The following is a 14,452-nucleotide window of genomic DNA, read 5'->3' as shown; positions in this document are numbered from 1 at the left end:
TGAGGTCTTGCCAATCTATGATTTTCAATGAACTTTTGTACTATTAACAAACGTACGAGCATTTACGCTGGGAAGTGGCTTGCTCCGATGTCGCAAACCACTTCGTATTGCGTATAATTGTCAGTATAGCAAGGTCATAAAGCCGCCTGCCTCAATTCCATTGCAATTGCTTCCTTTCTGTCCAGTATTGTCCAGGGGGTACGGCATAAGCCTTTAGCCGTTCGATTGCTTCCTCTTCCAGCTTAAAGGAGGCCGCTTTCAGGTTTTCGATCAGGTGCCGCTCAGTCGCAGCACCACTAAGCACTTTAAAGGCAGGAATACTATCCATGCAAAAGCGCAGGGCGATTGCATCCGGGCCAACTTCATACTGCTCAGCCAATTGGATCAGGTAGTCGTGTGCCTTTGAGTAGTGCGGGTAAGCTTTGTTCGGAAGGATACGCCCGTTTGCCATAGCTTCTTTTATTATCAGCCGTTTACCCTGCGCTGCAATATCCGTGCCGACATTCGCCAGGCTCTGATCAAAAATATTGTACGTTACCTGAAAGGCATCAAACAAGCCTTTGCCCTCTACAGCCACCTCAAGTCCTTTTTTAAGTACCTCAATGTGATTAGCTCCAGTGGTGGAAAGCCCAATGTGCAAGCCATATTCCTCCTTAAGCTCCGCTAGACGACTTAGTACATCTTTGTTATTGAGTACTCCGGTCTCAAAAGTGGCAGAATGAATTTGATAGGTCGTCAGATGGGGCAATATTGCTTTAGATACCTCCCATTGTTCATTCAATTTGCTGACAGAATGTTCTTTGACTTCATGCCGGGTCGCATTAGGATCAAAATCCGCAACATAGGTGTACCCCCATTTTGTAGCCACCTCTACATTAGCGTCTTCCTTTGCCGACAGCCAGTCCAGCAGTAATGCTTCTGCCATGCCATAGCCAGGAGCGGTATCAAAATAGCGGATGCCCAAAGCATAAGCCTTCTCAAGCATCGTGGTCCCTTTCTGGCGGAACGCTCCCATATCAAAGCTGGTGGACGGCTTCTGTTTTAAGTTGATGTACAAAGGCCGGCCTATCGCCGCCATTCCAAACCCTATTCTATTTTTATCACCCATTTCCGGAAGGTTTTTTAATTGAGGTATTGAGTTGGCTTCGGTACCCTAAATCATTTAACCCGCTAACATTTGCCAAACGCGCTGACGAACTAAATGAGAATACATAATTGCACTATGCGCAAACGGACCCATCTGAAGGGGGCAAATCTTTAAGCTCAGCCCTCCAGCTCCGCCAGGCGCTCCACCCGGCGGATAAACGCGGTTTTGGCTTTGGCGTAATCGTTATGGCTTTCCCAAACGCCCTTGGCCAGCTTGACTTTCATGCGGTAGTAAGCGTCGCGCGTGATCGGGTGCCGCCGCAGGTAATCGCGGAAAGCCAGGTGCCGTTGCCAGAAAGGAGAGCCGCGCCGCAGCAGATGAAGGTGAAAAACAGGTGGATGAACAGCCCGGTCCGGGAAGTCCTCCGGGCTTTCAAAAACAGTAGCCGGAAAATCCTGCAACCGGGCCAGGAAGCGCCGGTCGCGGAAGGGGGGCTCTTCAAAGCAGGGATAATAACAGTAGCCTGCTTTCAACAGAGGATCCACGGCAGCGCTTAGGCCTTCTTCATCCGAAAAGCCCACCATGATATCAATGACGGGCTTCCCGCCCAGCCCTTCCACTGCTGTGCTGCCGATATGCTGCACTTCGGGCGACCAAGCAGTGAGACAGGCTTCCAAACGCCCCTGCTCCTGCTGGAAAGCCACTGCCCAGTCAGCGCTGTAAGGTTCTATCATCACACGTACTGCCATGGGCTGAATATAGCACATTCTTAGGGATCAGAATTGTCAGATTGAACGCAAAGCGAGCGGGTTTCAGCCTCATCCGGCACACAAAGCCTCTGAATTTGAGTATGTTTGCAAAAAAAGTGGCATGATCAATCCGACCAGTCAGTTCATGGTAGACTTCACGCTCCCGGAGGAACTCTCCACCGAATTTACAGACCTCATCCCCTATCAGCGGGCTGTGGTGGACCGCTACCTGTCGGAAGGCTCCCTGGTGAACTATGCCCTGGCTCTGGAAAGTGCCAAGCTCTGGGCTATCTTTAATGCCAACTCCGAAATGGAGGTGCTCGAAATGCTGGCGGACTTCCCGCTCACGCCCTTCATGCAAGTGGAAATCAATCAGCTGACTTCTTTCAATACGGCTGAGGCGGCACCTGCTTTTTCGCTCAACTGACCCCAAAACAGAAAACGGCTGTACCAATACATCATTGATACAGCCGCTCTCTTTACAGCTTTAGACTAAATTTTCATTCCTTATTTCGTGACGACTATCCGTCGAGTCACCTCATCATCACCCGCGATAATGCGGATAAAGTAAAGGCCATCTGCACGGTTGCTGAAGTCAAAGCTGTGGTTCAGCACTGCATTTTTGCCTGCCTGAACACGCTGAACAATTTGCCCCTGCGTATTGACTACTTCCAAACGCAGCACCTTTGGCTGATCCAGTTCCAACTGAACCGTCAGCTGGCCATTCGTTGGGTTCGGGCCCAAATAGAGGCTATTCAACCCTTTAATCACACCAATACTGGAAATGACTTCCACTTCTGTTGCAGCGGTGCAGCCATTAGAATCGGTTACGGTAACAGAAACCACGCCTTCCATCAGTCCGGTAGCCGTAGCAGTTGTTTGTCCATCACTCCACTCGTAAGCATAGGGAGGCGTGCCACCTTCTGCGGTTACCGTTGCTGTCCCATCTTCATTATCCACTGCGGAAGCCAGCAACTCAGGATTAAAGGTTACGATGAGTGAATCGGTTGTTGTTCCGCAAATGGTTCCTGTAGCGTTATCAGCATCGGTGTAGACCACTCCGTAAAATACCCAGGTGCCGCCAAGCGGGTCCAGATTGTTACTGCTCATAACTCCATTCAGGTCGGCATCAAAAGTAGAGCTTGGGTTAGAGCCGGTCAGGGTAAATCCGCCAGCCAAGCCCCCGGTACCGCCCAGAGCATCGCTAAGTTGCCAGCCAAAACCACCAGTTTCAGGAATAGTATCTGTACCGTCAGTTTCGATAGTAAAAGTCTCTTCCGGACCACAAACTACTGTTTCACCGGTAGTGGCCAGCTCACCCACGGCGCAGGAAATTACAGGGCAAGCCACTTCAGGCCCGCCGGTACAAGTCAGCGCAGGGAAGCCATTGCTTGTGGCGATATTGTCGCCGCCACCGCAACTGCCAGCTTCGTTGATTACGATCAGGTAAGTCCCGCTTTCTGATGCCGTCCAGGTGATGGAGCAGCCATCGCCGTCACCAGCACCAAAGGCGTCCACCTCGCCACTGGGCGCGATAATCGTAAACTCAGGTACCCAGCTTCCGGCACCCGGGCCATTACACATGCTAAAGGTGTACGTGCCCCCTTCCTGAAAATTATCTACTGAATACGCTTCAGATGCAAACACTTCAAACCCTGTGATCTCGTTGAAAGGGCACCCGCTACCATCGTCACAGGGAGCACCTCCAAAGTCAGAATTAAAATCAATCCAGCCCTCTCCCGGATTAGGCTCCATCCAGTCCAGGCAAGGTTCTGCACCTCCTCCAATGGAAATACTTTCAGAAGTACTGCAACCATCTGCGTCAGTTACGGTGACGGTATACAAACCCTCCTCCAGGTCCACAGCCGTTTGGCCTTCCTGCCCATCTGACCACATGTAGGTGTATGGTGGCGTGCCACCTTCTGCAGTTACCGTGGCAGAGCCATCGCCGTTGTCCACCAATTCCAGAATAGCTATCGTCCCTCCGAAATTAACAATCAGAGAGTCTGAAGTAACGGAACAAATCGAGTTAAAAGCATCACCCGCATCCTCATAGACTGCACCTTTAATGACCCAGGTACCGCTAAATGCCGGGAAGTTATTGCCACTTAGTACCCCATTAAGATCTGCGTCATAGGTAGCGCTGGTAGGTGAATTGGTCAGGATAAAATCCCCTCCTAGTGCTCCCGTGCCGCCGAGCGCATTATAGAATACCCAGCCAAAACTGCCAGACGAAGGAATCGTTTCTGTATCATCAGTAGCAACATCAAAGGTGCCATCCGCAGTACATATTGATACTTCCCCGGCAGTAGTTAACACGCCTACCTGACAAGTAACAGCATTCCCGACGGCTACCTCTCCTGTAGTTGTGCAACCATTAGCGCCCGTAACAGTAACGGTATATACAGCATCCGTGAGCCCGGTAGCTGTAGCAGTGGTTTGCCCATCAGACCAAAGATAGGTGTAAGGTTCAGTTCCACCACTAGCCTCAACGGTAGCAGAGCCATCTTCGTTGTCAACCAGGTTTGTAATCACCGGGCTTTCCTCACTTAGAAAATCTATGATCAACGAATCGGTCGTCGTTGCACAAATGGTATTCAGCGGATCGCCGGCATCTTCATATACCACCCCTTTAACCACCCATGTACCGGAAAGGTTATCCAGGTTATTGGCGGGCATGATGCCATTAAGGCTGGCATCAAAAGAATTGGGTGTGCTTGAGTTGGTAATCGTAAAACCACCGGCAAGCCCGCCTGTGCCACCAAGAGCATCGGAGAACTCCCAACCTAATCCGCCTGCCGCAGGAATGGTAGTTGTACCATCTAACTCCAGGTCAAAAAAGTCGTTCTCATCGCAGGTAATTGTAATAGATCCGTTGGTGAGTAATGCTCCGACAGAGCATTGGGCATTAGCGTTCGTAAGGATTCCTCCAAATAAGAACGCAAAAAATAAGTAGAAACGTCTAAGGTTCATTCAGTAAATAGTTTGGTTAAAAATAGGGCCTAAAACTACCTTCCGGAATTTCACTTTAAAGCATATCCTCTATTTTTAACCGCAATCCTCCCGTCAAATTTGGGATTTCCCAGTTTTTGAACCAGCGCCCCCCTCTGTTTTGTTTCATCTGTAAAACTGCCATGGAAATCCTCCGCAACCTACAACTCACCGGGGCCGCCGCCCGTCCCTTCCTGCTCGATGTGTACTACGTACCAAGTGGGAAGCCCAAGCCTATCGTGCTATTCGCCCATGGCTTTAAAGGCTTCAAAGACTGGGGGCACTGGGACCTTATTGCCCGGCAGTTTGCAGAAGCCGGCTTTGTTTTCATCAAATTCAACTTTTCGCACAACGGCACGACACTGGCTGCCCCAACCGACTTTGCCGACCTCGAAGCATTTGGGCAAAACAACTACTCCAAGGAACTGAATGACCTGCAGGCGGTACTCACCTGGCTGCACCACGGTGATGAGAGGCTGCCCGCTGAAGAAGCCGACCTAGGGCGCATTCACCTGATCGGGCACAGCCGGGGAGGCGCGATTTCAATCATCTATGCCAGCCAGGATGAGCGGATTTCGAGCCTGTTGACCTGGGCTTCGGTTGCCAGCCTGGATTATGCCTGGAAAACGCCGGGCATGATTGCAAAGTGGGAAACGGACGGGCAATACGAAGTGGTCAACGGGCGGACCGGGCAGCAAATGCCCATCTATTTTCAAATGTACCGCGACTACAAAGCCCGGGAGGAAGCCATGGATGTAAACCGAGCGCTTCAGCGGCTGGACATCCCCATGCTGATCCTGCATGGCACGGCAGACCCAGCAGTCCCAGCCTCTGCTGCGGAGGCTTTGCAGGAGGGCAAAACAGATGCTCAATTGCACCTGATTGAGGGCGCAGACCACGTCTTCGGCGGACAGCACCCGTTTGAAAAGGATGCCTTACCTCCTCATAGCCAGAAATTGGTTGAACAATCACTACAGTTTCTAAATAGCCTGTAGCCAAAAAAAACCCGGCTGGGGCGCCGGGTTTAGCAAATTGAGAACGAATCTGGAGAGATTTAGTTTTTTGGGGTTACTCTCTCTCAAAATTTGTAGGGATTGATAAGTGAGCCCTTGGGGTTATACAAGGTTCTAAATGTTTTCTTAGTGGTTTTGTAGGTAAGAGTGAAGGCGGGCCGATTTTCCACAAAACAAAAGACACTTTTTTTATTTTTTTACTCCAAACCCACTTACAAACCTGATAACCAGATATTTAAAGCTGTATGGGATTTTAAAAAAAATCATATGCCCCCTATAATCCTTCGATTTATTTTAATTCACAGCCAGGAGTCGCGGTTTTCGTTTTTTGCATTAGGTTGAATTCGGTACATTTGAGCATCAACAGAACGAATTGCTGTGTTAGCCATATTCAGATCCAACCAGCTTATGGCGAGTGTGCTGCTCGCATTTTACATCCTGCTTGTGCGAGGTTCTGTATTCTTTGTGCCGGTTGATATGGCGCCTCACGGTGCCGGTCCATTCTCCATCTGGATTTATAATTGGATCGGGCACAGCGGACAGTTGCCGTCCATTGTTGCGATGGTGCTGCTGTTGCTGCAGGGTTTTTATCTGAATTACATGGTCATGGAGCACCGGCTGGCCAGTGAAGTCAGTTTGTTTCCCGGTGTTTTCTATGTACTGGCCTGTAGCCTCCTCCCCTCTTTTCACTACCTCTCACCGGTATTAATGGGCAATACTTTTTTCCTGATCGTAATGGGGGAAGTTTTTGCAACTTATAAAAAGAATAGGGCTGCCGACCGGATTTTCAACATAGGGTTCTGGTCAGGTGTGGGTTTTTTATTTTATCCCTCCTTCCTGCTCCTTTTATTGTTCGGCTTTTCGGGGCTCAATATCCTGCGCGCCTTTAAGATACGGGAACGACTGATGGCCATTACGGGGCTTTTTATCCCGGTATTCCTCACCGGAGTATGGGCTTTTTGGAACGGCTGGTACCCGGCATACCTTCAAATGCTGGGCAACAGCTTCGAATGGCTAAGCTACGTGGCGGCAGCGCCGGTACGGGTGTATCGTGACCTTGGTATTATGAGCGCATTGGTCCTGGTGGTCCTGTTCAGCCACCGAAGCTATATGCTGAAGCAAAATATCGAAGTGCAGCGCAAAATCAACATCGTATACTGGGGGTTAATCATTTTCACGCTGAGCCTAATCTTTCAAGCTGATATCCAACTGGACCACCTGCTGGTCACGACGGTACCGATTGGCCTGCTGCTTTCCCTCAACTTTGTGCGTATGCCTGGCCGCATGGCCGAAGTCCTGCACCTCCTGCTACTTGTGATTGCCCTGGCGCTGCAGTTCCAGCCTATGATTTTTCCGGATATTTAGTGCCGAAGCCAGCAAAAACAGCAGTTGCCATGCGTCATCCCGCATAAGGATAGAATCTGCCAAAGCCTGCCTCTGTCCTATGCCTCTCTTAACTGTTAAACTTTTATTATTGCCTTCCTGAGCTTCAGCAACTTAGCGTACTAGCATGTAAATTTACCCCTTCATCATCATACAAAGCCAGACTATGAAATACCTCCTTTTATGTTTGCTCCTTGGATGGGGAACGGTACAACTCGCAGCTCAGCAAGGCATGCCTCAGCCAGTAAACTGGGCCTTTGAAGCCAGAATGGTCAATGATACCACCTTTGACCTGACCTTCACTGCTTCAATCCAAAAGGGGTGGTACCTCTATGCGCAGGACCTTGAAGAGGGCGGGCCCATTCCCACCACCATTGCATTTGATCCGGCAGAGGGCTTGCAGCTAATTGGTGAGACGGAGGAAGCCGGCCCAGCAATTGAGGGCATGGATGAGCTCTTTCAAATGAACGTCAAAAAATTCAAAAACGAAGTCCTTTTCACCCAGCGGGCTATCATAACCGAAAAGACAAAAGTCGTCAGCGGCTATATTGAGTTTATGACCTGTGACGACGAGCAATGCCTGCCGCCTACTGAAATACCCTTTGCCTTTTCGTTCCGCGGATGACCGAAGCGCGGCATTGTACTCCAGATCACATTCTAAGCAGCTAAAGGTTATTATCTTTGCGCTTCAACTGACCTCCCGCACACCTTGTTAATCTTGCAAAGCTAAACGTAAGTCATGAAAAAAACGCTTCTGCTCCTTCCGATACTTTTCCTGGCAAGCCTGCTGATGGGTCAGGTTGAAACGCCGGTTACCTGGTCGTTCGAAGCCAAGCCTGCCGGTGACAATACCTACGATCTGGTCTTCAAAGCCAAAATCGCTGATGGCTGGAAGACCTACTCCCCTTTCCAGTCTTACGGCGATGACGTCTTCGGCCCGGTCCCTACCGGCATCTACTTTGACGAGGGCGATCATTTTGAGACCGTCGGCAAGCTAAAGGAGTCTGACAACCGTCAGGAAGCGCTTGAGCCTTTGTTTGACAACATCACGGTGGCCTACTTTAAGAAATATGCCACCTTCACACAGCGGGTCAGGATCAGTGACTTCGGGAAGCCCATTACCGGCTATGTGGAATGCATGGCTTGTGACGCAGAGAAATGCCTGCCACCATCTACGGAGGACTTCAGCTTTAGCCTGAAGCCAACTGGTGGTGCTGCTAAAACTGCTGAGCCTGCACAGGCAAAAACAGAAAATACAGCTGATACTAAAGAAAAAACGGAAGATACCGCCCCTGCATTCTCCATTTCCGGTACGGAAGGCGCTCTGGTCACTGATGCGGGTACTCCGTCTGGTATGAAGGAGCCGGTGCAATGGTCCTTCAGCAGCAAGCTCGTACAGGACAGCCTCTACGAAGTAACCTTCACCGCCGATATCGAAGCGGGCTGGACGATTTATTCCGTCCATACCAATCCTGATGACGGCCCGCTGCCAACTACTTTCAACTTTGAAGATAGCGACGAGTATCAGTTGGTGGGCGCCATTTCCGAATCCGGAAAGACCAAAACAGGGATGGATCCGGTTTTCAAGGTAGAAGTGACCAAATTTGTGGAAAGCCCGGCGGTTTTCACCCAACAACTGGTTGCGCTGGACCCTACACAGCCCGTAACTGGTTACCTGACTTACATGACCTGTAATGATGCCGAGTGTATCCCTGCGGATGTGGACTTTGCCATCAACCTGGCAGCTGGTGCAGGGGGGATTGTACAGGTAGACCCCGCCAGTGGCCTCAAAGCCATTGATCAAACAGTACCGGCCATACGCGAGACACACAAATCACCCGTGGCAACCTGTGGCAAGGAAGCTCAAAGCGACGAGGAAAGCAGCTTGCTCTGGACTTTCGTTCTCGGGTTTGCGGGCGGCCTTTTAGCGCTGCTGACGCCCTGCGTCTTCCCGATGATACCACTTACGGTAAGTTTTTTCACCAAAAGTTCTCAGGATAAGGCTACCGGTATACGCAACGCACTGATTTATGGTTTGTCTATTATCGTGATTTATGTGGCTATTGGCTTGCTCATCACTGGTATTTTTGGTGCCACCGCGCTGAATGCCTTGTCGACCAACTGGATTGCCAATACCCTCTTCTTCGTGATCTTCTTGTTCTTTGCCTTCTCCTTCTTTGGCTATTACGAGATCACCCTGCCCAGTTCCTGGGCTAATAAGAGTGACGCCATGGCGGACCGCGGCGGGCTGATTGGCATTTTCTTTATGGCCTTTACCCTGGCTCTCGTTTCCTTCTCCTGCACCGGCCCAATCATTGGTTCGGCCCTGGTACAATCGGCTACCAGCAGCCTCGGCCCATTTGTGGTAATGCTCGGCTTTTCTTCAGCACTGGCGCTGCCCTTTGCCTTGTTTGCGGCTTTCCCCGGCTGGCTCAATTCGCTGCCCCGCTCAGGCGGATGGATGAACTCCGTGAAAGTCGTCCTGGGCTTCCTGGAGCTGGCACTGGCCCTCAAGTTCCTCTCGGTTGCGGATATGACGATGCACTGGGGCATTCTGCCCTACGAGGTATTCTTGGGCGCCTGGATTTTGGTCTTCGCAGCCATGACAGCCTACCTCTTTGGCTGGATCAAATTCCCGCACGACAGCCCTGTTAAGAAATTATCGCCCACCCGCGGTGGCTTCGCTGCCCTCTCGCTGGCCTTCACCATCTACCTCGTTACCGGATTCATGTACAACGAAGACACTAAGAGCTACAACGCCCTGAAGCTGATGAGCGGCCTGGCGCCTCCTGCCAATTACAACATCTTACTGGCCAAAGGAGAGGCAGACGAAAGCATCAAGGCGAAATACCCTTCCTTTACGAAGTGTGCCAATGACCTGGACTGCTTCAAAAACTACGAAGAGGGCGTGGCTTACGCCAAAGAAAACGATATGCCTATACTGCTCGACTTCACCGGCTACGGTTGCGTCAATTGCCGTAAGACTGAAGAGCACATCTGGGTGGAAGATATGGTCAAGGACAAACTGGAGCAGGACTTTGTACTTATTTCGCTTTACGTGGATGACCGGAAGGAACTGGAGGAAACGCTCCTGTCTATCCCTCGCCAGGAGAAGCTGCGCAATGTGGGCAACCTCTGGGCAGACTTCCAGATCGTCAATTTTGAGCAGAACTCTCAGCCGCTCTACGTCATGATGAGCCCGGACGAGCAAGTCCTTGCCCCACCCCGCGGCTATCAGGAAGGTGTTCAGGATTACGCTGAATTCCTGGAATGTGGGCTGAATACTTTTCAGGGGCTTAACTCAGGTGCTCCATCGAAAGGCAGTAAGCCACTGGGCAGCAATTAAACCTACCCGCAAAGGATGTTAAAGCGTACGCCGCCTGTAGCCTGTTTGCTGCAGGCGGCGTATGCGTTATTGCCTGAGCACCGTAGACTGCCAACGTTGCGCCCCTTCCTGCACCACCACTACGTACCAGCCGGGGGGAAGCGCACCCCACTGCCATTGCAACTGACTTTGCCCTACAGGCCAAATGCCCTGCTGTACGCACTGACCAAGACTATTGTAGATGGCTACCTGCCCGGTGTTTTTGAATGGCGTTCCTGCAGACAGGTAGAACCAATCTCCTGCCGGATTAGGAAATGCTTTTACCGAAACCTGAACTGAAGGCTCCTCAGTAGCGACTGCCGGTGTACAATCAAAAATATTGTCAAGGACCGCCCGGTACTTGGGCGCATCCTCATAGGGCGCATTCTGGTAAAACTGACTCGTCAGCAATCCCCAACTCCCGTACCGCCCGCTAGTGGGGCCGATGAAGGAAAAATTCATGAGCAAGGTGGGGTCTGCCCCGAACGATAACGTACGCAACGAATCGTACCATTCCTGGTACAAATCGTACATACCCGGGTGGGACTGTGCGTCAACTAATGCCGGATTGTAAGGTTGCTCTGAGCCAAAGGGCTGAGGTGTCAAATGCTGTCCCCCTTCGTAGAAAAGCATAGGTATGCCCAGTTCTTCTGCGATGGACGCCTGCTGTGCCTTCACCCAGGGAACGGCTCTGCCCAGCATCCCTTCCCTTGCCCAATCCAGGACATCCCCCGCTGAGGCCGCTGCCCCCAATGATTCCAAAGCCGCAATGCCTTCATCAGAGAAGCCAAAATAGGCAGCAGGTGCAAAGGCATCAAAGCTACCGGGCTCCATATTGAATACGATGCGGTTGCTTACGTCCTGCCATGACAATTGTACGCCCACCACTCTTACGAGCCGGTCTTCCTGCCCTTCAAACTCCTCTGTCCAGATATCCAGAGCGTTTTGTACAAAGGGGACGATCCGCTCCGGCCAGGGCACCTCCTGATCGCCATTGTCGTGGCAGTAGTGGGTCTGCTCGAAAATCCAGTTCCAGATTTCATTGGAGTATTCCACATAGATAGTGAGGCCGGGGTCCAGTTCATCTCGGAATAACCTCGCCATTTGACGGATATAGTCTTCATCAGCCGCGTGGGGGATGCACACCCATGCATCTGCCTGCTTCAGGTTGCAGATTTCGGCCCACCACTCATAGGGGATACCGTGAGGCGTATAGGTGTAGTCATCTATTTGCGGGCGGTCAGCCCAGTGCTGAAGGGGCGAGCTGTTGGTATGCCCCCAGTCCATAAACCTTAGCGCGTTGAACGGCTCCAGTTTGCTCAACCAGGCTTCTGACCAGGGCTGATCTGTATAGGTTGCTTCAGTGCCGGGCAGCAAAAAGCGGATATTATGGACGGGGTCGTTTGCGGCTGAAGTCAGTAGCTCCATAGCCATGATATCAGCTACCCCTGGGGTAACTTCGACCTCTATACGACCGGGGGCAGAGTTAATCATTTCGGCATCACCCCAAAAATCAAAGGCTCCTGTACCTTCGTACAGCACAACATATACCCCTGCCGGCAGTGCCTCCGTGTTTGCCCAAACGGACCGGACGATCTGCGGTGCTTCCGTGCCGGGGATATCCGCTACCGGCAACGACAACGGGTAACCCTGCTCATCCAGGGGAATCTGTGCCAGGACATCGGTATCCCAGTCATTCGCGCCCCCGTCTACCCAATAGGCATTGTGGGTGATCCAGGTACGCCCGTACTTCATAATATTCACAAAGGGCCATTCGCTGCCCCAGTCTGCCGGCCCTGCCAGATTGGTGCCTATACGCAAGCGGCAGCTGTCCGCAAGTTGAGCCGACAGTACGAGAGGCATTGCGACCATAAAAAGGACAGCCAACGCCCAAAACCAGTTATTTTTCATCTTATCCCATTTTTGAAAGGTCTGCGGGGAAGGTGCTCAGTCCTAGTTCTGATTTCACGCGATCATTCAGCCGACGGGCCTGATCAAAGTTGTCAAAAGCGCCCACAATCACCTTATAAACCGTTTTGCCATTGAGATCGGCGATGTTGACGATAACCGGCTGGTCAAACTGCCGTTCCAGCTTTTCTGCCTGTACCAGCACATTGCCATAATCGCCAAATACACCAATCTGCACCCCCCAGCCGAGGGCGGGCTGTGGTTCGACCTTAAATCTGAAAAGCCCTTGCCCTGATGAAACCTGCGGAGCTACACTCCCACGGGAGGGCGATGGTGCAGGAGCAGGGGACGGGGTTGGGCGGGGAGAAGGCTTTGGTGTAGGCTGTGGCACCACATTAGACGATTCGCGACGGTCACGCCGGCGCAAGGCTTCTGCTACTGCTTTATCGGCATTGACCCTGCCGTAGCCATATTTCAAAGACCGCCCGTTGACGTATTCGGATGGAGCGCCAATCTTATCTGCGGTAGCGCGCAGGATTTCTTTGACTTCCCGGGCTGTAAGGTCCGGATTAGCAGAAAGCATAAGGGCACAAATACCGGCAACCAAAGGCGTGGAGCTGGAAGTGCCGCCAAAGTGCTTGTAGTGCGGGCCCCGGTCACGCCCATCTCTGTAGTACTTGTAGACGCCCGTTTCCCAGCTCAGCCCGGGGTCCCAGGAGGCCCGGGCAGCTAGTATCGGCCAATCGCCGTTGGAAGGCGCACAGATATCAATTTCCCGACCCCGGTTGGAATAGCTGGCGTGGGTATCTTTACTCGTGGAAGCCCCCACTGCGATGACATCGGGGTGCGCGGCGTAAAAGTTGACATAATCTTTATCATCGTTGCCTACAGCATACAGGATGACACAGCCCTTGCCATTGCGCCCTTGTCGTGCAGCTTTCGCAATCGCTTGTTCCTTAATACTGCCCAGGCTGAAATTGGGATCTGTAGTGCCCCAGCTGCAACTGATGATGTCTGCCCCGTTGCGCATGCAATAATCAAACATCTGTTCCGTAGCCCGATTGCTGAAGGAGGTGCCATTCACTGGCATGAAGCGAGATTCCGGTGCGGCACCTACAATGCCCCGCCCGTTGCTTACCGCCAGGGCAACACTTGCACAAGGCGTACCGTGGGTAAACCGGGCATCGCCCATTGTCATATTGGAAGAACCGGTCCAGAGGTCAAAGGGCCGGAATAGTTTGGTCCGCAAATCCGGATGATTAACATCAAAACCATTATCAATAATGGCGATGGTAATGCGGTCAGAGCCCATGCCATCGAGCCGGCGCCAGGCATCAAAAACTTTTGCATCGGCACCCTGCCGCAGGCGGTAATTGGCACCGGGAATGTAGCCTCGGTTACGCAGGTGCCACTGCTGGGTAACCAAATCATCGTTAGGCTCATGGTATTCGTACTCATCGAGCAGGGTGTCCAGATCGGGCTCAGCGACCTTCACCATGGATATCTCCTGGAGCAAATGAGCGACTTTCAGCGGGTTGGGAGAGTTTGCTGTTACCCGGGCAACGATTTGCTGTTGGTCCCGCCGTTCGACGAGCTCCAGCTTGTACTCTTCCAGGACAATGCCTTGCTCCTCTTCATCCACGCCCTCTTCAAAAGTAATAAACAGCTCCCCAGTAGCGACAAGAGGCTTGTCACTGCCCTCAGCGTAGTATACATGAGTACCTACGGCTACTGCATCGCGGGTACGCACGGCGTCCAGTTGTTGGTCGATGTCCTGCCCTTCAGCATCCAGGCTTACGATTTTGAAGCCTCCCAGGTTTTGGTGGACTTCCTCTTTAACGAAAGGCTGATCTTCGGCTGATTTTTCTTCAGCGGTGCGCAGCCCTACCAAGGCTTTACTTTTCTTAAGGGTGAGTTCACCCTTACCGCTGCGGACTTTAAGTTTGCTCATGTGCTC

At 51.8% G+C, this 14,452-nt stretch carries 10 protein-coding genes; 5 read left to right on the top strand and 5 right to left on the bottom strand.

Annotation, left to right across the window (positions count from 1 at the left end; all coding sequences use genetic code 11):
• Window positions 1-151: 151 nt before the first annotated feature.
• Window positions 152-1,108 (bottom strand): aldo/keto reductase, encoded by a 957-nt coding sequence (locus tag MRY86_RS05460; RefSeq protein WP_293566624.1) that lies wholly within the window; start codon window positions 1,106-1,108, stop codon window positions 152-154.
• 155 nt (window positions 1,109-1,263) lie between these two features.
• Entirely contained in the window at window positions 1,264-1,836 is a 573-nt protein-coding gene (locus tag MRY86_RS05455) for a GrpB family protein (RefSeq protein WP_293566623.1), read from the bottom strand.
• Between the two features lie 121 nt (window positions 1,837-1,957).
• Between MRY86_RS05455 and MRY86_RS05450 the strand changes: the two genes are divergently transcribed.
• The gene (locus MRY86_RS05450; RefSeq protein ID WP_044217121.1) at window positions 1,958-2,263 is read left to right on the top strand and encodes a muconolactone Delta-isomerase family protein; all 306 of its coding nucleotides are present in this window, start codon (window positions 1,958-1,960) and stop codon (window positions 2,261-2,263) included.
• 80 nt (window positions 2,264-2,343) lie between these two features.
• On the opposite strand, the gene MRY86_RS05445 is transcribed toward MRY86_RS05450, so the two are convergent.
• The gene (locus MRY86_RS05445; protein ID WP_293566622.1) at window positions 2,344-4,809 is read right to left on the bottom strand and encodes a T9SS type A sorting domain-containing protein; all 2,466 of its coding nucleotides are present in this window, start codon (window positions 4,807-4,809) and stop codon (window positions 2,344-2,346) included.
• Window positions 4,810-4,970: 161 nt separating this feature from the next.
• On the opposite strand from MRY86_RS05445, the gene MRY86_RS05440 reads away from it, so the two are divergent.
• From MRY86_RS05440 to MRY86_RS05425, 4 genes are all read left to right on the top strand, one after another.
• Window positions 4,971-5,822 (top strand): alpha/beta fold hydrolase, encoded by an 852-nt coding sequence (locus MRY86_RS05440; RefSeq protein ID WP_293566621.1) that lies wholly within the window; start codon window positions 4,971-4,973, stop codon window positions 5,820-5,822.
• Between the two features lie 426 nt (window positions 5,823-6,248).
• Window positions 6,249-7,205, top strand: a complete 957-nt coding sequence (locus MRY86_RS05435) for a hypothetical protein (RefSeq protein ID WP_293566620.1) — start codon at window positions 6,249-6,251, stop codon at window positions 7,203-7,205.
• 184 nt (window positions 7,206-7,389) lie between these two features.
• Complete coding sequence (locus MRY86_RS05430; protein WP_293566619.1) at window positions 7,390-7,848, top strand: protein-disulfide reductase DsbD domain-containing protein; 459 nt, start codon at window positions 7,390-7,392, stop codon at window positions 7,846-7,848.
• Window positions 7,849-7,962: 114 nt separating this feature from the next.
• A complete protein-coding gene (locus MRY86_RS05425) occupies window positions 7,963-10,569 on the top strand; it encodes a cytochrome c biogenesis protein CcdA (protein ID WP_293566618.1) in 2,607 nt (868 codons plus the stop codon).
• A 66-nt stretch (window positions 10,570-10,635) separates the two neighbouring features.
• On the opposite strand, the gene MRY86_RS05420 is transcribed toward MRY86_RS05425, so the two are convergent.
• Together MRY86_RS05420 and MRY86_RS05415 are read right to left on the bottom strand one after the other, a co-directional pair.
• A complete protein-coding gene (locus MRY86_RS05420) occupies window positions 10,636-12,498 on the bottom strand; it encodes a T9SS type A sorting domain-containing protein (RefSeq protein WP_293566617.1) in 1,863 nt (620 codons plus the stop codon).
• A gap of 1 nt (window position 12,499) precedes the next feature.
• Complete coding sequence (locus tag MRY86_RS05415; protein WP_293566616.1) at window positions 12,500-14,446, bottom strand: S8 family serine peptidase; 1,947 nt, start codon at window positions 14,444-14,446, stop codon at window positions 12,500-12,502.
• Window positions 14,447-14,452 lie beyond the last annotated feature (6 nt).

The organism is Phaeodactylibacter sp. (assembly GCF_022763345.1).
In the GTDB taxonomy this organism is placed as follows: Bacteria; Bacteroidota; Bacteroidia; order Chitinophagales; family Saprospiraceae; genus Phaeodactylibacter.
Note: the sequence above shows the minus strand (reverse complement) of the source record. Positions and strands in the feature narration are given on the sequence as shown.

Coding starts and splice junctions, on each gene's coding strand:
- MRY86_RS05415 (WP_293566616.1), bottom strand. CDS start 14,446: ATGAGCAAACTTAAAGTCCGCAGCGGTAAGGGTGAACTCACCCTTAAG.
- MRY86_RS05450 (WP_044217121.1), top strand. CDS start 1,958: ATGATCAATCCGACCAGTCAGTTCATGGTAGACTTCACGCTCCCGGAG.
- MRY86_RS05420 (WP_293566617.1), bottom strand. CDS start 12,498: ATGAAAAATAACTGGTTTTGGGCGTTGGCTGTCCTTTTTATGGTCGCA.
- MRY86_RS05460 (WP_293566624.1), bottom strand. CDS start 1,108: ATGGGTGATAAAAATAGAATAGGGTTTGGAATGGCGGCGATAGGCCGG.
- MRY86_RS05435 (WP_293566620.1), top strand. CDS start 6,249: ATGGCGAGTGTGCTGCTCGCATTTTACATCCTGCTTGTGCGAGGTTCT.
- MRY86_RS05425 (WP_293566618.1), top strand. CDS start 7,963: ATGAAAAAAACGCTTCTGCTCCTTCCGATACTTTTCCTGGCAAGCCTG.
- MRY86_RS05455 (WP_293566623.1), bottom strand. CDS start 1,836: ATGGCAGTACGTGTGATGATAGAACCTTACAGCGCTGACTGGGCAGTG.
- MRY86_RS05440 (WP_293566621.1), top strand. CDS start 4,971: ATGGAAATCCTCCGCAACCTACAACTCACCGGGGCCGCCGCCCGTCCC.
- MRY86_RS05430 (WP_293566619.1), top strand. CDS start 7,390: ATGAAATACCTCCTTTTATGTTTGCTCCTTGGATGGGGAACGGTACAA.
- MRY86_RS05445 (WP_293566622.1), bottom strand. CDS start 4,809: ATGAACCTTAGACGTTTCTACTTATTTTTTGCGTTCTTATTTGGAGGA.